Raw genomic sequence first — 16,490 nt, forward strand, 5'->3', positions numbered from 1 at the left:
TGACCGCGGTCAGCGCGGCGATGGCCACGGCGATGGGCTCGTTCAGCCGGGAGGCGTCGAAGCGCACCGCCAGGTTTCCCAGGCGAAGACCGCGAAGGATATCGCCGATACCGGCGTCCCGATGCTGCTCCGGATCGATTCCCGGCGCGACCGCTCGCTGAGGAAGATCTGCCGGAAATGGTCGTGACGGAGTTCGCGGGACGACGGCATCGTCATCTCACCAGCCCATCCATTTGCCGTATTCGCGGATGAAGTCATGGCGGATGGCGCTGCGGTTCATCCGTTCCTGCGGAAGCTGCTTGTGCAGGCCGCCGCGCAGGATGACTTCGGCCCGCGTCTGCCAGGGCTCGTCATCCTTCTCGATGCCCGAGAAGGCGAAGCTCATGGGATGATAGGCGCGCGCGCGGATCGCGTAGGAGAACTCCTCCTGGCCGTCCCTCAGCACGGCGATGCCGGCAGTGAAGGAACTGGTGTCGATTTCCACGACGCGGCCGTTTCGTTCCAGTTCCTCCGCGATGTCGCGCAGGGCCGGCACCACGTCGTCGGCGATGAATCGCGCCACGTTCCGCCGCGCGGCCCCGGCGCCCGGCGGAACCGCCGACTGTCCGCTCCGGCGGCCCAGCATCGCGGAAAGCCCTTGCCGCCAGTCGCCGTCGCCGGCCGTTTCCGCAGCTGGAGCGGTCGCGCTTGCCGCGGCGCGGGTGGTGCGCCTGCCGGGATCGACCTTCCGCTCGCTCTGCAGGCTGACGACGAGGCCGACGCACATCAACAACATGACGAACGCGAAGGGCAGCGCCGTGGTGACCGCCGCGGTCTGCAGGGCCTGGAGCCCGCGACCAGCAGGAGCACCGCCGCCACCACTCCCGACAGAAGGGCCCAGAAGATGCGCGTGACGATCGGCGGATCCTGATCGCCGCCGGAGCCGATGATGTCGATGACCATCGCGCCGGAATCGGCGGAGGTGACGAAGAAGGTGACGACCATCAGCGTGGCGATGGCGGAGGTGATGGTGCTGAGCGGCAGCCGGTCCAGCATGACGAACAGCGCGGTCGGCACGCTGTCGGCCACCGCCGCGGCCATGCCGCCGCCTTCGAACATCTCCATGTGGATCGCCGTCTCGCCGAACACGATGAACCACAGCATGGTCAGGGCGACCGGCGCGAACAGCACGCCGCCGATGAATTCGCGGATGGTGCGGCCGCGCGACACGCGGGCGATGAACATGCCGACGAAGGGCGCCCAGGAGATCCACCAGCCCCAATAGAACATCGTCCAACTGGCCTGCCACTCCGCCCCGGCATAGGGCAGGGTGCGGAAGCTGGTGTAGGGCAGCGTCCACAGGTAGCGGCCGATGCTCTCCACCAGCGTCGACAGCAGGAACACCGTCGGACCCAAAAGGAAGACGAAGGTCAGAAGCAGCACGCCCGCCAGCATGTTCAGTTCGCTCAAACGGCGGATTCCCCGCCCGACGCCGCTGGCGGCGGAGACCGTGGCCACCACCGTGATGACGGCGATCAGCACGATCTGCTGCGACAGACCCACGTCCAGCAGGCCGAGATAGGCGAAACCGGCATTGATCTGCATGACGCCGAGACCCAGCGAAGTCGCAATGCCGAAGAGCGTGCCGAAGATGGCGATGATGTCGACGACATGGCCGGGCCAGCCGCGGATGCGGTCGCCCAGCAGCGGATAGAGCGCCGAACGGACGGTGAGGGGAAGATCGTGGCGGTAGGCGAAGTAGCCGAGGGAAAGCCCGACGACGATGTAGATCGCCCAGGCGTGCAGGCCCCAGTGCAGGAACGCCAGGTTCATCGCCTCGCGCGCGGCGTCGGGAGTTCCCGCCTCGCCCACGCGCGGATTGGAGAAGTGCAGCATCGGCTCGGCGACGCCGTAGAACAGCAGCCCGATGCCCATGCCGGCGCTGAACAGCATCGCGAACCAGGACGGGTAGCTGAACTCCGGCTCGTCATCGTCGTGACCCAGCTTGATCGAGCCGTAAGGGCTGAAGAAGAGCCACAGGATGAACAGCAGGAAACCCGCGACGACAAGCACGTAGAACCAGCCGAAGTTGCCGACGACAAATGCCTGCATCTCCGACACGCGGGAGCCGAACGGCTCGGTAAACAACGCAGCCAGAGCAACGAACAGTAGAATCAGGCCGCCGGCTGTGAAGGAAACGGTCTTGTTTATCTGTTGCATGAAAACCCATCGTCCTCGCTAGATCAGGCGGATGGTACGAAGACTTCCATGCAGGGATAAAGGGCTGCGTTGGGATAATGCCGAGAGCATCAGTATGGATCGGATGCACGGATCTGTGGCTGGATCACATGGAGATTTGTCCAGCCATCGGGTTTGGTGAGGCCGATGATTGAGGCTTGTTCCGCGGCCTCTGTGCCACGTGAGCATTCGGGGCAGGGCGGTCCGGCGAGGCGTCCGCCGAACCGCTGCCCGCCGGGGTCAGCCGTGGGCGGCCAGTTCCTCGTGGGTGATGCGCTGGATCCCGCCTTCGGCACCGACGACATAGACCTCGTCGGCATTGCGGATGGTCGCCAGCCGGTGGGCGATGATCAGCGTCGTCCGCCCTTCCGCCAGCTCCATCAGGGATTTCTGGATTTCCCGCTCCGTCCGGGTGTCCAGCGCCGAGGTCGCCTCGTCCAGGATCAGGATCGGCGGGTTCTTGAGGAACATGCGGGCGATGGTCAGGCGCTGCTTCTGGCCGCCCGACAGCTTCACGCCGCGCTCGCCGATGACGGTGTCGAGACCGTCGGGCAGCGAGGCGATCAGCCCGTCGAGATGAGCGCGGCGCGCCGCCTCGGTGATCTCGGCGTCCGACGCGCCCAGCCGGCCATAGGCGATGTTCTCGCGGATCGTGCCGCCGAACAGGAAGACGTCCTGCTGGACGATGCCGATCTGCCGGCGCAGCGAGGCCAGCGTCATGCTGCGGATGTCGAGGCCGTCGATGGTGATGGTGCCGCCGGTGATCTCGTAGAAGCGCGGCAGAAGCGAGCAGATCGTCGTCTTGCCGGCGCCAGACGGGCCGATGAAGGCGACGGTGGATCCGGCCTTGATGCCGAGGTCGACGCCCTTCAGGACCGGGCGGGCGGCGTCATAGCCGAAGGACACGTCGGTGAAGCGGATGTCGCCCTTCAGCGGCGGCGCCGGGACGGCGTTGGGGGCATCCTCGATGTCGGGCTGGGTGTCGAGCAGGGCGGTGTAGCGGCGGAAGCCGGCGATGCCGCGCGGGTAGGTTTCGATGACCGCGTTGATCTTCTCGATCGGGCGGAAGAAGGTGTTGACCAGCAGCAGGAAGGCGAAGAATCCGCCCTGGGTCAGTTCTCCCACCAGGACGAAATGGGCGCCGGTCAGCATGACGACGATCAGGATCAGCCGCATGCTCATGTAGCTCAGCGTCGTCGACGCCGCCATGATCTTGTAGGCGTCGAGCTTGGTCTTGCGATAGCGGTCGTTGTCCTCGGCGAACAGCTTGCGCTCGTGGTCCTCGTTGGTGAAGGCCTGGACGACGCGCATGCCGCCGACATTCTCCTCGATGCGGACGTTGAAGTCGCCGACGCGGGAATAGAGCGACTGCCAGTTCTTGGTCATGCGTCCGCCGTAGCGGCTGGTCAGCCACGCGATGACCGGCACGATGGCGGCGGTGATCAACGCCAGCGGGAGGTGCACCACCGCCATCAGGGCGAAGGCGCCGACGAAGGTCATCACCGCGATCAGCAGGTCTTCGGGGCCGTGGTGCGCCACCTCGCCGATCTCGTCCAGGTCGCGGGTGACGCGGCCGACGAGGTGGCCGGTCTTGTTGTTGTCGTAGAAGCTGAAGGAGAGCTTCTGCAGATGGTCGAAGCTCTTCCGGCGCATCTCCGTCTCGATGTTGACGCCCAGCTTGTGGCCCCAATAGGTCACGATGGCCATCAACCCGCCATTCGCCATGTAGACCGCCAGCAGCAGCGCCGTCGCGGCGACGATCAGCGGCCAGTCCTGGGTGGGCAGAAGCTTGTCCACGAAGGCGCGCACCGCCATCGGAAAGCCCAACTCCAGCAGCCCCGACAGGATCGCGCAGGAAATGTCGAGGATCAGCAGGCCCTTGTAGGGACGGTAGTAGGCGAGGAAGCGGCGGAGCATGGCTCTTCTCATTCCTGAACTGACAAGGGAGTAGGCACGGGGGAACAGAGCGGGTTAGCCGGCGCAGGGGCTGGCCCGGCTGAGCAACCGGATCAGGTAGGGGCCGGCAAGCAGCGCGGCGAACAATCCCAGCGGCAGTTGATAGGGGAAGGCGACCGTCCGCGCCAGCCAATCCGACACCACCATCAGGCCGGCGCCGATCAGGACGGCGCCGATGCCCTGCTCCAGCGCGCGGCCGAGGCCGGCAAGGCGGGCGAGGTGCGGGGCGATCAGGCCGACGAAGCTCAAGGGTCCGACGAAGAGCGCCGCCGCCGCGGTGAGCAGGCCGGCGAACAGCACGAGCAGGATGCGGCAGCGCCGCACCGGCAGGCCGACCGAGCGGGCGGTGACGTCGCCGAGCGGCAGGATCTCCAGCCAGCGCGAGGCCAGCGGCAGGGCCGCCAGCAGCAGGACGGCGGCACCGGCGCAGAACCAGGCGTCGGCCGGGCCGGCGTCGTTGGTCGACCCGCTCAGCCAGCGCAGCAAGGTGAAGGCCTGGGGGGTGCCGGTGGCGATGACGGCGGTCAGGACGGCGCTGCACAGCGCACTCATGGCGATGCCGGCCAGCAGCAGCCGTTCCGGTCCGAAGCCGGCGCGCAGTGACAGCGCCAGCATGGCGGCAAGCACCAGCACCGCTCCCGCCGCGGAAGCCGCGATCTGCAGGCCGATGCCGGGGGCGGCGACCAGGAACAGCGCGGCGGTCAGCCCGACGCCCGAGCCGGTGCCGACGCCGAGGATTTCCGGGCTGGCCAGCGGGTTGGCTGTGATTCGCTGCAACAGCATTCCGGCCGCCGCCAGCATGGCACCCGCCGCCGCCGCTACCGCCACGCGCGGCCCGCGCCATGCCAACAGCCGGTCGAGCAGGGAGCCGGTGGCGAGCGACCAGCCGTCCGGGCCATAGCCGACGGTCAGCGCGAGGGCGACGGCGACGAGGCTCAGCAGGGCGAACAGGCCGATCAGCAGACGGGGACGGGGGCTGCGGCGCGACGGGGCGGGCCGGTTGTTCAGCGACGGCCATTCGAACATGCGCAGGCGCGGCAGCAGCCACAGCAGCAGCGGGCCGCCCAGCAGGGCGGTGGCGGCGCCGGTCGGCACCCGCTCCCCATTGGCGCCGGCCAGCAACTGCACCAGCCCGTCGGTGACCCAGAGCAGGACCGCGCCGATCAAAGGGGCTGCGATCAGCTTCTGCGTCTGGGTCCGCGCGCCGCTGAGATGCGCCAGGGCGGGGGCGGCCAGTCCGACGAAGCCGATCACGCCGACCTCCGCCGTCACGCTGGCGGCAAGCCAGACCGCGACGCCGATGACGGCGAAGCGCGTCGCGTTGAGGGCGACGCCCAGGCTGCGGGCGCTGGCATCGTCCAGGCCGAGGATCGCCAGCGGGCGCATCAGCAGCAGGGCGGCGGCGATGCCCAGCAATAGGCGCAGCGCGATGGTCAAGGTTGGGTCCCAGCTTTGTTGCGCCAGTGCGCCGCCGCCCCAGATGAAGATCGAAAACAGATAGTCGCCGTTGGCGAGGATCAGCGCGGCGCTGGCCATGGTGGCGGTCAGTGCGACCATCATGCCGGCCAGGATGACGGCTACCGGCTCCAGACCGCGCCGCCATGTCATGGCGAGGATCAGCCCGACCACGGTCAGGCCGCCGGCCAGCGCCACGCCCTCGCGCGCCTGTTCCATCAGCGCCGGCGCGTAGAGCAGCCCCACCGTCATGGCGAGCTGCGCGCCGGCCGACACGCCGAGCGTCGAGGGCTCGGCCAGCGGGTTGCGCAGCACGCGCTGGAGCAGAAGCCCCGACAATCCCAGCGCCGCCCCGGCGACCAGCGAGACCGCGATGCGCGGCAGGACGCTGTGATGGAGGATGATCGCGTCGAGCCAGTCGGCGCCGCTCGGCGTCGCGCCGACGGGGGCCGGCGCGGCGAGATGCCCGGCGACCTGGATCGTCGACAGGCAGGCGGCGAGGACGGCCAGCCCGCCCCACAGGAGGATGCGGTTCATCGGCGCGCGCTCAGCCATGGCCGTCTTTGCCTCGCAAAAGGGCTGCGGTGGCAAGGCGGGCAAAGCGCAGGGCGGCGGGGAGACCGCCGAAATGGTTGACCGGCTCGATCACCGCCACGCGGCTTTCCCGCACCATCGGCAGGGCCTGCCACAGGGCGCTGTCGGCCAGCGTCCGCACCGCATCGGCGGGAACCGGCGGCACGACGACGACCGCGGCGTCGGGGAAGCGGGCCAGCGCCTCGATGCCCACCGGCGCGGTGGCGCTGTAGCTGGACTGTGCCGCCCAGCCGTTCTCCACCCCCAGCCGGCGCAGCACGTCGCCGAACATGCTGTCGGTGCCGAAGGCGCGGAAATGGCGGGCATCGCCGAAATTGATCGCCAGCACCGGCCGCCGGCCGATGCCGCTCAAGGTCTCGCGCAGGCGGGCGATCTCCGCCTCCGTATCGGTGACGACGGCCTGCGCCTGCGCCACCCGGCCGAGCAGCCGGCCGAGGGCGAGGGCGGCATCGGCGGCGGCCGGGTAGGGCGGTACGCCCGGCGTGTAGATCGACAGCGACACGGTTTCCGCCACCCGCTCCAGGCTGGCGCGCTGGCCTTCGTAATAGTTGGAGGTGAGGATCAGGTCGGGTTCCGCGAGGTTCAGCGCCTCGTAGTTCGGCGTGCCGCGCAGACCGATGTCGGCGACGGACTCCGGCACCGCGGGCTCGACGACGGTCTTGCGGAATTGCAGCAGTTCGGTGGCGGCGACCGGGACCACCCCCAGCGCCAGCACCGTTTCCAGCAGCGCCCAGTCGATGACGGCCACCCGTTGCGGCACTGCCGCCCAGGCGAGGTGGGGCATCAGTGCAAGCCCGGCGGCGAGGCCCAGCGCGCGGCGCCGCGATATCGTCCTTGCCACAGCCATCACAGGACGTAGCCGATGGGGTCGCCGGTGACGGGATGCGGGACGATCCCCATGGCGAGGCGGTAGATCGCGCCCAGCGTCTCGCCGGTCATGATGGCGTCCGGCGTTCCCTGGGCGATCAGCGCCCCGCCGCGCATCGCCAGGATCTCGTCGCAGACGCGGGCGGCCATGTTGATGTCGTGCAGAACGATGACCGCTCCGATACCGCGGGCGCGGCTCAGCCGGCGCACCAGCCCGAGCATCTCGACCTGACTGGCGATGTCGAGCGCCGAGGTCGGTTCGTCCAGCAGCAGGCAGCGCGTGTCCTGCGCCAGCATCATGGCGAGCCACACGCGCTGCCGCTCGCCGCCGGACAGGCTGTCCACCAGCCGGTCGGCGAAGGCGTCGAGGTTGGTCTCGGCAATCGCCTCCGCCACCTTGGCGGCGTCCTCCGCCCCGAAGCGGCCGAGCGCGCCGTGCCAGGGGAAGCGGCCGAGCGCCACCAGCTCGCGCACCGTCATGCCCTCCGCCGGCGGGGTGAACTGCGGCATGTAGGCGACGGTGCGGGCGAAGTCGCGCTCGCCGATCCGGGCGATCTCGGTGCCGAGGCAGCGGATGCGGCCGGCCTCCGGCGGCTGCTGGCGGGCGAGCATGCGGATCAGCGTGCTCTTGCCGGAGCCGTTGGGGCCGACCAGCCCGTAGATGCGCCCCTGCTCCAATCGAAGCGACAGGTCCGACAGGATCGGCCGGCCGGCCGCCGAAAATCCGACGGCGTCGAGTTCGTAGAGGGCAGGGGGCTTGTCCGGGCCGGGCATCGGGCTACCAAGTCATGTTGAGGGTCAGCAGGGCGGTCCGCCCCTCCGCATAGCCGCAGGAATACTGGGTCTGGCAGCTGGCGACGTAGTCCTTGTCGAACAGGTTGGTGACCGACAGGTTGGCGCCCCAGTTGTCGCGCTTGTAGCCGATCCGCGCGTCGAAGACGGTTGCGGCCGGGACCTTCAGCGTGTTCTCGTTGTCGGCCCAGGACGACCCGACATAGCGCACGCCGCCGCCGACCGACACCCCGTTCAGCACGCTTTCACGGAAGGTGTAGTCGAGGAAGGCGGAGCCCTGGACCTGCGGCACGATGTAGGGCGTCTTGCCGATCAGGGCCGGGTTGGCGTCCTTCTTGATGTCGAGGTCGAGTGCGGTGAAGGAGGCGGTCGCCTTCAGGCCGGGGGTGATGTTTGCCTTGGCCTCCAGCTCGACGCCGCGGGAATTGACCTCGCCCAGTTGGGTCTCGGCGTTGAAGGCGCCGGTCACCACGTTGGTGCGGGTCAGGTCGAACAGGGCGGCGGTGAAGATCGCGTCCATCCAGGCCGGGCGGTACTTGACGCCGACCTCGTACTGGCGGCCGCTTTCCGGCTTGAAGACGCCGACCGCGGCCGAGGAGCCCAGCACCGGGTTGAAGAAGGTGGAGGCGCTGACATAGGGGGTCAGGCCGTTGGCGAACTCATAGGCCAGACCGGCGCGGCCGCTGAACTTGCCGGTCTTGCCGTCATAGGCGGGCGTTCCGTCCGCATCGGTCGAGGCGATGTCGTAGCGGCCGCTCAGCGTCACCAGGAAGCCCTGGCCGAAGCGCATCTGGTCCTGCAGGTAGACGCCGAGCTGACGCATCGTCAGCTCCTGGTCGATGTAGGCGAAGCGCTGGCCCTGGGGCGCGCCGTAGACCGGGCTGGTGGCGCTGATCGTCGTGGCCGAGCCGGACGCCTGCACCTGATCCATGGCGAAATACTTGTAATCGATGCCGACCAGCGCCGTGTGCTCGACCGGGCCGGTGCGCAGCTTGCCTTCAAGCTGGTTGTCGATCAGGACGCTGTTGACCTGGGTCGTGTGCTCGAAATTGATGCGCGACAGCAGGTTGTCGGGATCGGTCGGCGTGGCCGAGAAGCCGCCGTAGCCGAAGGGATAGACCGTGACCTCGTGGACCTTGCTGTGGTTGTAGCGCGCGTTCTGGCGGAAGATCAGATCGTTGTCGAAGCGGTGTTCGAACTCGTAGCCGATCGAGGCCTGACGGCGGCGGTAGGTGTCGATGCCGGGCTCGGTGAAGTTGGCCTTGCGGTCGATCCGGCCGAAGGGTGCGTCGACCACAGTGCCGACATAGGGCAGGAAGGCGCCGCCGTTGTGCGTCTCGTCGATGTCGGTGTAGTTGGCCAGCACCGTCAGGCTGTTGGCGTCGTTCGGCGACCATTTGAAGCTGGGCGAAACGGTGCCGCGGAAGCCGTCGGCAAAATCGGTGTAGGTGTCGCCGCCGGCGATGCGGCCGGTCAGCCGGTAGCTCAAGGTCGGATCGAGCGCGCCGCCGACATCCAGCCCGAGAAGGGCGGTGCCATGCTGGTCGATGCCGGCCTCGACCGAGCGCACCGGCGTGCCGCCCGGACGCTTGGTGACGTAGTTCAGCAGGCCGCCGGGGTTGCTGCCGCCGTAGAGCACGGAGGAGGCGCCGCGCAGGACCTCGATCCGCTCCAGATTGTAGCTGTCGACGAACTGGCCGCCGAAGCCGTAGGCGTAGAGCTGCAGCCCGTCCTGGTAGACGCCGGACTGCGTCGCCTGGAAGCCGCGGATGAAGACCCAGTCGGTGTCGCTGTCACGGCCGAAAGGCTGGCTGAAGACGCCGGGGGTATAGCGCAGCGCCTCGTCCACCTTCTGGGCGCCGCGGTCGTCCATCTCCTCGCGGCCGATCACCGACACCGACTGCGGGATTTCCTCCAGCGGCGTGTCGGTCTTGGAACCGGTGGCCGACCGGGCCGGGACATAGCCGTTGACCGGGCTGGTCGCCGTATCGACGGCCCTGCTGCCTTCGACGGTCACCGGACCGAGGATGGCGGGCGTGCTTGCGTCCTGCGCCTGAGCTTGCGACAGGGCCGGCATCAGCAGGGCGGCGAGCGCCGTGCCGTTCAAGAGGAAACGGGTCATTCGCTTGATCGAAAAGTGAACCATCGCAATCGGCCTCGGACTGTATGCACCACCCGCGAAGCGCCACCGGACCATCCTGTCCGAAGGTGGAGCTGTTGTTGCGAATGATTAGCATATGCATGAAGGCCCGGATTGAACCGTCTTTGGATGGGTTGGACGATCTTTCGACATTCGTCGTGCATCGGCGTCGGCATCGGCTCAGGCGGACTGGTCGCGCAGCCAGGCGGCGGGCGTGGCGCCCACGATCTGGCGGAAGACGCGCGTCAGATGCGCCTGATCGGAGAATCCGGCCATCGCCGCCGCAGCCGCCAGCGTCACGTCGGAGGTGGTCAGCAGCGACTTGGCACGCTCGACCCGTGCCCGCATCTGCCATTTGTGCGGCGGCACGCCGGTCGATGCCTTGAAGGCGGAACAGAAATGGGCGGGCGACAGGCCGGTGAGTTCGGCCAGTTCCTGCAGGCGGATCGGCCGGCTGCAATGTTCCTCGATGAAGTCGATCACGCGCCTCAACTGGCGCGGCGGCAGTTGGCCGCGCTTGCGGTCGGCCGCCGGTTCGGTCTGAACGAGGCCGATGAACAGGGCGGCCATCAGGCTTTCGCCGTAAAGGTCGTGCAGGGCTCCCGACGTCCGGCATTCAGCCGCGATCAGTCGGGCCAGCGAGAACAGCCGCTCGTCGGAGAAGTTCAGCCGCGGCCGGTCCATCTCGCGGAGGTCCGGCCCGTCCATGAAGCGGCCTTCCAGAACGGACATGTCGAAATGCAGGTCCAGATGGGTCAGGCGGCGGATGCTCTCGGTGCGGGACCAGACCTTGAGGCCGGCCGGAACGAAGCTCATGGGCTGGCGCCGGCTCAGCCGGTGGGACTTGCCGCGGTCGGGGGAGTCCATGACATGGAGGGCGCCGTCGCCGAGCTGGTCGAGCACCACGACGAGACGCGGGGCCTCCGACACATATTCGCCGCCGGCATTCTGCTCGCAGGCCACCGTCCAGATGTCGGCGATCATCCCGTTCCAGGCGCGCCATTGCAGGTCGCCGAGAATGGTGATTCCTTCGGTATGGCTCTGCATTCTCGGATGAACGGCATCGATCGACTTTCTGGCCGCAAATCGCGCGGTTCCGGCGCCCTTCGTGACAATCACCTCCTATAGGGCAAAGCGCTATTGCGAACAAGTCGCATTCTTATTTAGCATGCGCCACCATCGGTGCCGGTGCGGAGTGGCCTGTCTTGAGCAGCAAGTATCCCTGTGATCTTCGGTGGGTGGAGGTGGTGGCCGTCTCCACCCTGACGCCGCGCATGCGCCGCATCGTCCTCGGCGGTCCGGCGCTGGAGGGGTTCACGCTGAAGCCCGGCGTGCTGGCCCCACATGTCGGGCTCATGGTTCCGGCGGGCGACGGCGGCGGTTCTCCGCTGCGCATCTACTCGGTACGGCGCTTGGATGCCGCCGCCGGGACGCTGGAGGTGAATTTCGTGCTTCACGGCGCCGGCGTGGCGTCTGGCTGGGCTGCCCGCGCAAAGCCGGGGGAAAGGGTGGGAATCTCGGTATCGGGCGGGATCGCGATGAAGCCGGCAGGCCGCTATGTGGTGGCCGGCGACCATGCGGCGCTACCGGCCATCGCCCATCTGCTGGAAAACCTGCCGGCCGATGCCTCGGCCGAGGTGTTCGTCGAGGTGCCGGGGGAGGGCGAAGAGCAGGAGCTGGCATCGCCGGCCGCCACCTCCGTCACATGGTTCCACCGGGACCGACACTCCACGCCGGGCGTCTCGCCCCTGCCGGAGGCGGTGATGGCGGCGGCAACGGCCGGAATGCAGGGGCTCGCGGTGTGGAGCGGGACGGAGCATGGCACCGCCCGGCGCATCCGCGGCCATGTTCGCCAGACCCTCCGCCTTCCGGCGGACGCCTGTTCGGTCGTCGCCTATTGGAAGGCGAGCGTCGCCCAGGGCGGCTTCGAGCATTATGGCTGAAGCCGCCCTGTCCTGAGTTGGAAGGGGTTACCGCCGCCGGCCGAGCGTGAGCTGGAAGGTGCGCGGAACGTGGATGCCGCCGCCCTCGCGGAAGCGCTCGTGGAAAGCGACGAAGTCCCGCTTCAGAGCGGAGCGTCGTTCCTCGTCCAGGCTGGCGGCCAGGGTGCGCGTCGGGCCGTAGCCGGTCACGAAAGTGTTCCAGGCCGCCTCGCCGCCGGTTTCGACGTAGTGGCTGGTCAGGGTCGTGACCGTCAGGTCGAAGGCGCCGCCCAGCAACTCCTCCAGCCGTTCGGGGCGGCCCCAGGCGAAGGGAGACACTGCTGGAGGCGCCGCCATGTAGGGGCGCATCAGTGCGAACATCTCGGCGATGGCGCCGTCCGGCGTCCAGGTGGTCAGGGCCAGCCGGCCGCCGGGCCGGCAGACGCGGGCGAGTTCCTGTGCCGCCGCTTCCGGCTTGGCGGCGAACATGACGCCGAAGGTCGACACCACCGCGTCGAAGCTGGCGTCGGCGAAGGGCAGCGCCTCGGCATCGCCCAGCCGGTAGTCGACGGAAAGCCCGTCGGACAGCGAGCGTGCGGCGTCCAGCAATCCGGCGGCGATGTCGATGCCGGTGACCTGCGCGCCGCGCCGGGCACAGGCGCGCGCCGTGATGCCGGTGCCGGTCGCGACGTCGAGGATGCGTTCGCCCGGCTGGGGCGCGAGCCCGGCGACGGCTGCGTCGATGCCGTCATAGACGCCGCGGATGATCTCCTCGTAATCCCGGCCGCCCGAACTCCACACGGCGGCGGCCCGCTCGTTGTGCGGCTGAATGGCGGGAGCGGTGGCGATCAGGTCGTCCATGTCATTCTCCTTGAAGTGCGATTGCGGATTGCGATTGCGCCCGGTGACGGCGGGCTTCGGCCGCGAGGATGGCGGGGGTACGTCAGCCGGGCGTCGTCCGATCGTCAGCCCTCGCGTCAACCGATCGTCAAAATGGCGACCCGTCCTTCAGGGGTAGCCCCCTGGGCCGACGCGTGTCTGACAGGATTCGTCCCGCCTGCTATGATCGGGGTGGTAGGCAATTTCCGTTTTGGTGCGGCATGGCCGGGCCGACGCTTAGGCTGCTGGGCGGCTTCTCGCTCGCCGATGCCGGTGGGCGTGCCCTCCCTCTGCGCGGGCGGAATGCGCAGCTACTGCTTGCCTATGTCGCGCTGACCGCTCCGCGACCGGTCTCTCGCGAACGGCTGGCCGCCCTGCTGTGGGAGGACTGCGAGGAGCGGCGGGCGTTGCACAGCCTGCGCCAGTGCCTGATGGAGCTGCGGCACCTCGGCGGGCAGGCGGGCCTTGATTTGATCCGCACGGACAGGAACGAGGTGTCGCTGGCCCTGCCGCCCGAGTGTGTCGACGGCGTGATGGTGGAGCGGCTGGCACGGGATGGCACGGCCGGGAGCCTGCGCGCCGCCGCGGCCCTGTGCGCCGGCCCGCTGCTGTCCGATGCGGAGACCTGCAGGCAAGGGTTCGATGACTGGCTGGCCGGCGAACGCGCCCGCTTCGCCCGCTTGGCGGCCGGGATCTTCGCGCGCCTGACGGCATCCTGCGAGGCGGAGGGGGACTGGGACGGCGTCGCGTCCACGGCGGAGCGCTGGCTGGCGCTCGACCCCGCCTGCGAGGAGGCGCACCGCGCGCTGATGCGGCTGCATGCACGCAACGGCCGGCGGTCGGATGCCGTTCAGCAGTACCGGATCTGTGCCGAGGCGGTGCGCCGTTGCCTCGATGCCGACCCGGAGGAGGAGACGGTCGAACTGCTGCACGGCATCCGCGACCGCCACCCAGCTGCAACCATGGCGGAGCGGCCTGCCGGACTGCTGCCTGACCCCTCCCGGTCAAGCCGGCCGGTGCTGCCGGACCGGCCGTCGCTGGCGGTTCTGCCCTTCGGCACCATCGGCGGACCGTCCGAAGGCGGCGGCTTCGCCGACGGGGTGGCCGCCGACGTGCTGGTGCGGCTTTCGAGGCTGCGCTCGCTGTTCGTCATCGCTCGCGGGTCTTCCTTCCGCTTTCGCGGAACCCAGATCGACCCGTGCACGGTCGGCAGGGCGCTCGGCGTGCGTTACCTGGCCAGCGGGGGGATCCGCACCGATGGGCACCGGCTTCGCCTGACCGTCGAACTGGTGGAGGCGGAAACCGGTGCCGTGATGTGGAGCGACCTCTACGACCGGCGCCTGGACGACGTGTTCGACGTGCAGGACGAGCTTGCCTCCCGCATCGCCGCCGCTCTCGACGACGAGATCGAAGCGGCCGAGATGCGCCGCGCCCTGGCGGTTCCGCCGTCCTCGCTGCATGGCTGGAGCGCCTATCATCGCGGCCTGTGGCACATGTACCGCTTCACGCGCGACGACAACGAGACGGCGCGCGGCCTTTTCCAACAGGCGCTTCGAACCGACCCGGCGAGCGCCCGGCTGCATGCCGGCCTGTCCTTCACCCATTTCCAGGACGCCTTTCTGCATCGCACCGGACAGCGCGGCATCGAGGCGGAACACGCTTATCGCTTCGCCGAGCAGAGCGTCGATCTGGACGAGCGCGATCCGACGAGCCATCTGGCCCTGGGCCGCGCGCTGTGGCTGCTGGGGAGGCAGGACGATGCGGTGGAGGAACTGAGCCTTGCGGTCGGCCTGAACCCCAACTTCGCGCTCGGCCATTATTCCCTCGCCTTCGTCCAGGCGCAGGGTGGCGATGCGCGGGCCGCGCTGGGTGCCGCCGACGTCGCGCAGCGGCTGAGTCCGTTCGATCCGCTGCTGTTCGGCATGCTCGGCGCGCGGGCGCTCGCCTGCCTCAATCTGAAGGAGCATGCCCAGGCGGCGCTGTGGGGCGACCGGGCGGCGCGGCGGCCGAACGCCCATGTCCACATCCAGGCCATCGCCGCCTTTTCCAATGCCTTGGCGGACCGGCGGGAGGAGGCCGGAGGATATGCCCGGCGGATCAAGGAGACGGCGCCGTCCTACCGGTGCGACGACTTCCTCGCCGCCTTCCACACGCTGACGCCTTCCGTGGCCGACCTCATCCGGCGCGTCGGGCCGAGCATCGGTCTTCAATCCTGATCGTCGCCGTGCTGATCACGGCTCGTCGGTGGCGACGACCTTGCCGGGATTCATGATGCCCTGCGGGTCGAACAGCCGCTTGATGCCGCGCATCAGCGCCATCTCCGCCGGTCCCTTGAAGGCGGCGAGCGCGTCGCGCACGCTCTGGCCGATGCCATGCTCGGCGCTGATGGTGCCGTCGAGGTCGATCGCTACGCGGTGAACGGCGGCGCTGACCGCACGGGCGGTGGCCTCCAGCGGGAGGCCTTCCGTCCTCGCGCTGTCCGGCAGGATGACGACCAGATGGATGTTGCCGTCGCCGATATGCCCGACCGCCACCACGCGGGCATCCGGCTGCAGCGCCTCGACGGCGGCGGTGGCGCGGGCGACGAAATCGGGGATGCGGGCGACCGGCACCGCCGTGTCGTGGCCGATGACGAAGCCGCTCTTGCGGTTGGCTTCCGACACGCTGTGGCGCAGCTTCCACAGGGCATCGGCCTGGGCATGGCTGCGGGCTACGGTCGCGTCGGCGACGCTGCCGTCCTCCAGCCCTTCGCCCAGCAGGTCCTCCAACGCGGCGGCGAGGTCCAGGCCGGCCATCGGGTCGGTGACCTCTGCCAGCAGATACCAGGGCATGGCCGTGGCGAGCGGACGGACGGTGCCCGGCACATGGGCCAGCACGGCGGCGAGCTGCGAGTCCGACAGGATTTCCGCGGTGGTCACCCGGTCGCCCAGCGTGCCGCGCAGCCGCGCGAACACCCGCAGAGCGGCCTCCAACGAGGGCAGGGCGAGGAAGGCGGTAGCGGTGCTGCGTGGGCGCGGGAACAGCTTCAGCGTCGCGGCGGTGACGACGCCCAGCGTCCCTTCCGCGCCGATGAACAGATGCTTCAGGGCATAACCGGTGTTGTCCTTGCGCAGCGCGCGCAGGCCGTTCCATAGGGTGCCGTCGGGCAGCACCACCTCCAGCCCGAGCACGAGGTCGCGCATCGGGCCGTAACGCAGGACGGCGGTGCCGCCGGCATTGGTGGCGATGGTGCCGCCGATCTGGCAGGTGCCCTCGCTGCCTAGACTCATCGGGAACAGCCGGTCGGCCTGTTCGGCGGCGGCCTGGACGGCGGCCAGCGTGCAGCCGGCCTCCACCGTCAGGCTGTCGCCGATGGGATCGACCGCGCGGATGCGGTTGAGGCGCGACAGGCAGAGCACGAGGCTGCGGCCGGAAGCATCGGGAATGGCGCCGCCGACGACGCCGGTGTTGCCGCCCTGCGGAACCAGCGGCGTGCCGGTGTCGGCGCAGAGCCGGACGAGGGCCGCCACCTGCGCCGCATCGGCCGGGCGGACGATTCCCAGTGCCTCCCCCCGGTAACGGCCGCGCCAGTCCGCCAGGAAGGGCGCGGTGTCGGCCGGGTCCGACAGCACATGCGCCGGCCCGACGATGGCGCGCGCCCGGTCGAGCACATCGCTCCCCGCCATGCC

At 69.2% G+C, this 16,490-nt stretch carries 13 protein-coding genes; 3 read left to right on the plus strand and 10 right to left on the minus strand.

All coding sequences use genetic code 11. The features are described from left to right. Window positions 1–187 (plus strand): hypothetical protein (locus tag F1643_RS12235; protein ID WP_194913448.1); only part of this gene is annotated, 187 nt, incomplete at its 5' end. A 30-nt stretch (window positions 188–217) separates the two neighbouring features. Here F1643_RS12235 and F1643_RS23065 read toward each other — a convergent pair. From F1643_RS23065 to F1643_RS12270, 8 genes are all read right to left on the minus strand, one after another. Next, window positions 218–775, minus strand: a complete 558-nt coding sequence (locus tag F1643_RS23065) for a hypothetical protein (protein WP_255542702.1) — start codon at window positions 773–775, stop codon at window positions 218–220. Then, window positions 766–2,199, minus strand: a complete 1,434-nt coding sequence (locus F1643_RS12240; RefSeq protein ID WP_255542703.1) for a BCCT family transporter — start codon at window positions 2,197–2,199, stop codon at window positions 766–768. Before F1643_RS12240 ends, F1643_RS23065 begins: the two co-directional genes overlap by 10 nt. A 258-nt stretch (window positions 2,200–2,457) precedes the next feature. Further along, window positions 2,458–4,134 (minus strand): ABC transporter ATP-binding protein, encoded by a 1,677-nt coding sequence (locus F1643_RS12245; protein ID WP_194913449.1) that lies wholly within the window; start codon window positions 4,132–4,134, stop codon window positions 2,458–2,460. A 54-nt stretch (window positions 4,135–4,188) separates the two neighbouring features. Beyond that, window positions 4,189–6,183, minus strand: a complete 1,995-nt coding sequence (gene fhuB, locus F1643_RS12250) for a Fe(3+)-hydroxamate ABC transporter permease FhuB (protein ID WP_194913450.1) — start codon at window positions 6,181–6,183, stop codon at window positions 4,189–4,191. Then, window positions 6,176–7,006 carry an iron-siderophore ABC transporter substrate-binding protein gene (locus F1643_RS12255; RefSeq protein ID WP_255542704.1) on the minus strand — a complete coding sequence of 277 codons (831 nt, stop codon included), beginning with the start codon at window positions 7,004–7,006 and terminating at the stop codon, window positions 6,176–6,178. Before F1643_RS12255 ends, fhuB begins: the two co-directional genes overlap by 8 nt. A 62-nt stretch (window positions 7,007–7,068) precedes the next feature. Continuing rightward, a complete protein-coding gene (locus tag F1643_RS12260; RefSeq protein WP_194913452.1) occupies window positions 7,069–7,863 on the minus strand; it encodes an ABC transporter ATP-binding protein in 795 nt (264 codons plus the stop codon). Between the two features lie 4 nt (window positions 7,864–7,867). Further along, window positions 7,868–10,003: a TonB-dependent siderophore receptor gene (locus tag F1643_RS12265; protein ID WP_194913453.1), complete on the minus strand. Its 2,136-nt coding sequence runs from the start codon at window positions 10,001–10,003 to the stop codon at window positions 7,868–7,870. 198 nt (window positions 10,004–10,201) lie between these two features. After that, window positions 10,202–11,068: an AraC family transcriptional regulator gene (locus F1643_RS12270; protein WP_194913454.1), complete on the minus strand. Its 867-nt coding sequence runs from the start codon at window positions 11,066–11,068 to the stop codon at window positions 10,202–10,204. A gap of 158 nt (window positions 11,069–11,226) precedes the next feature. Between F1643_RS12270 and F1643_RS12275 the strand changes: the two genes are divergently transcribed. Beyond that, window positions 11,227–11,964, plus strand: coding sequence for a siderophore-interacting protein (locus F1643_RS12275; RefSeq protein ID WP_255542705.1), 738 nt, complete (start codon window positions 11,227–11,229; stop codon window positions 11,962–11,964). A 27-nt stretch (window positions 11,965–11,991) separates the two neighbouring features. Here F1643_RS12275 and F1643_RS12280 read toward each other — a convergent pair whose 3' ends face one another. Then, entirely contained in the window at window positions 11,992–12,804 is an 813-nt protein-coding gene (locus F1643_RS12280; protein ID WP_194913456.1) for a class I SAM-dependent methyltransferase, read from the minus strand. A gap of 239 nt (window positions 12,805–13,043) precedes the next feature. Here F1643_RS12280 and F1643_RS12285 point away from each other — a divergent pair, with 239 nt between their 5' ends. Beyond that, window positions 13,044–15,038 (plus strand): BTAD domain-containing putative transcriptional regulator, encoded by a 1,995-nt coding sequence (locus F1643_RS12285; protein WP_194913457.1) that lies wholly within the window; start codon window positions 13,044–13,046, stop codon window positions 15,036–15,038. A 15-nt stretch (window positions 15,039–15,053) separates the two neighbouring features. Here F1643_RS12285 and F1643_RS12290 read toward each other — a convergent pair whose 3' ends face one another. Then, window positions 15,054–16,487, minus strand: a complete 1,434-nt coding sequence (locus tag F1643_RS12290) for an FAD-binding oxidoreductase (RefSeq protein WP_194913458.1) — start codon at window positions 16,485–16,487, stop codon at window positions 15,054–15,056. Between the last annotated feature and the right edge of the window lie 3 nt (window positions 16,488–16,490).

The sequence above is a fragment of the Azospirillum sp. INR13 genome, from assembly GCF_015390205.1.
Classification (GTDB): Bacteria; Pseudomonadota; Alphaproteobacteria; order Azospirillales; family Azospirillaceae; genus Azospirillum.

What these genes read in the sequence shown, in the direction of transcription:
- F1643_RS23065 (WP_255542702.1), bottom strand. Translation starts at nt 775, where the DNA reads ATGTTGTTGATGTGCGTCGGCCTCGTCGTCAGCCTGCAGAGCGAGCGG.
- F1643_RS12240 (WP_255542703.1), bottom strand. Translation starts at nt 2,199, where the DNA reads ATGCAACAGATAAACAAGACCGTTTCCTTCACAGCCGGCGGCCTGATT.
- F1643_RS12245 (WP_194913449.1), bottom strand. Translation starts at nt 4,134, where the DNA reads ATGCTCCGCCGCTTCCTCGCCTACTACCGTCCCTACAAGGGCCTGCTG.
- fhuB (WP_194913450.1), bottom strand. Translation starts at nt 6,183, where the DNA reads ATGGCTGAGCGCGCGCCGATGAACCGCATCCTCCTGTGGGGCGGGCTG.
- F1643_RS12255 (WP_255542704.1), bottom strand. Translation starts at nt 7,006, where the DNA reads ATGCCCCACCTCGCCTGGGCGGCAGTGCCGCAACGGGTGGCCGTCATC.
- F1643_RS12260 (WP_194913452.1), bottom strand. Translation starts at nt 7,863, where the DNA reads ATGCCCGGCCCGGACAAGCCCCCTGCCCTCTACGAACTCGACGCCGTC.
- F1643_RS12265 (WP_194913453.1), bottom strand. Translation starts at nt 10,003, where the DNA reads ATGACCCGTTTCCTCTTGAACGGCACGGCGCTCGCCGCCCTGCTGATG.
- F1643_RS12270 (WP_194913454.1), bottom strand. Translation starts at nt 11,068, where the DNA reads ATGCAGAGCCATACCGAAGGAATCACCATTCTCGGCGACCTGCAATGG.
- F1643_RS12280 (WP_194913456.1), bottom strand. Translation starts at nt 12,804, where the DNA reads ATGGACGACCTGATCGCCACCGCTCCCGCCATTCAGCCGCACAACGAG.
- F1643_RS12285 (WP_194913457.1), top strand. Translation starts at nt 13,044, where the DNA reads ATGGCCGGGCCGACGCTTAGGCTGCTGGGCGGCTTCTCGCTCGCCGAT.
- F1643_RS12290 (WP_194913458.1), bottom strand. Translation starts at nt 16,487, where the DNA reads ATGGCGGGGAGCGATGTGCTCGACCGGGCGCGCGCCATCGTCGGGCCG.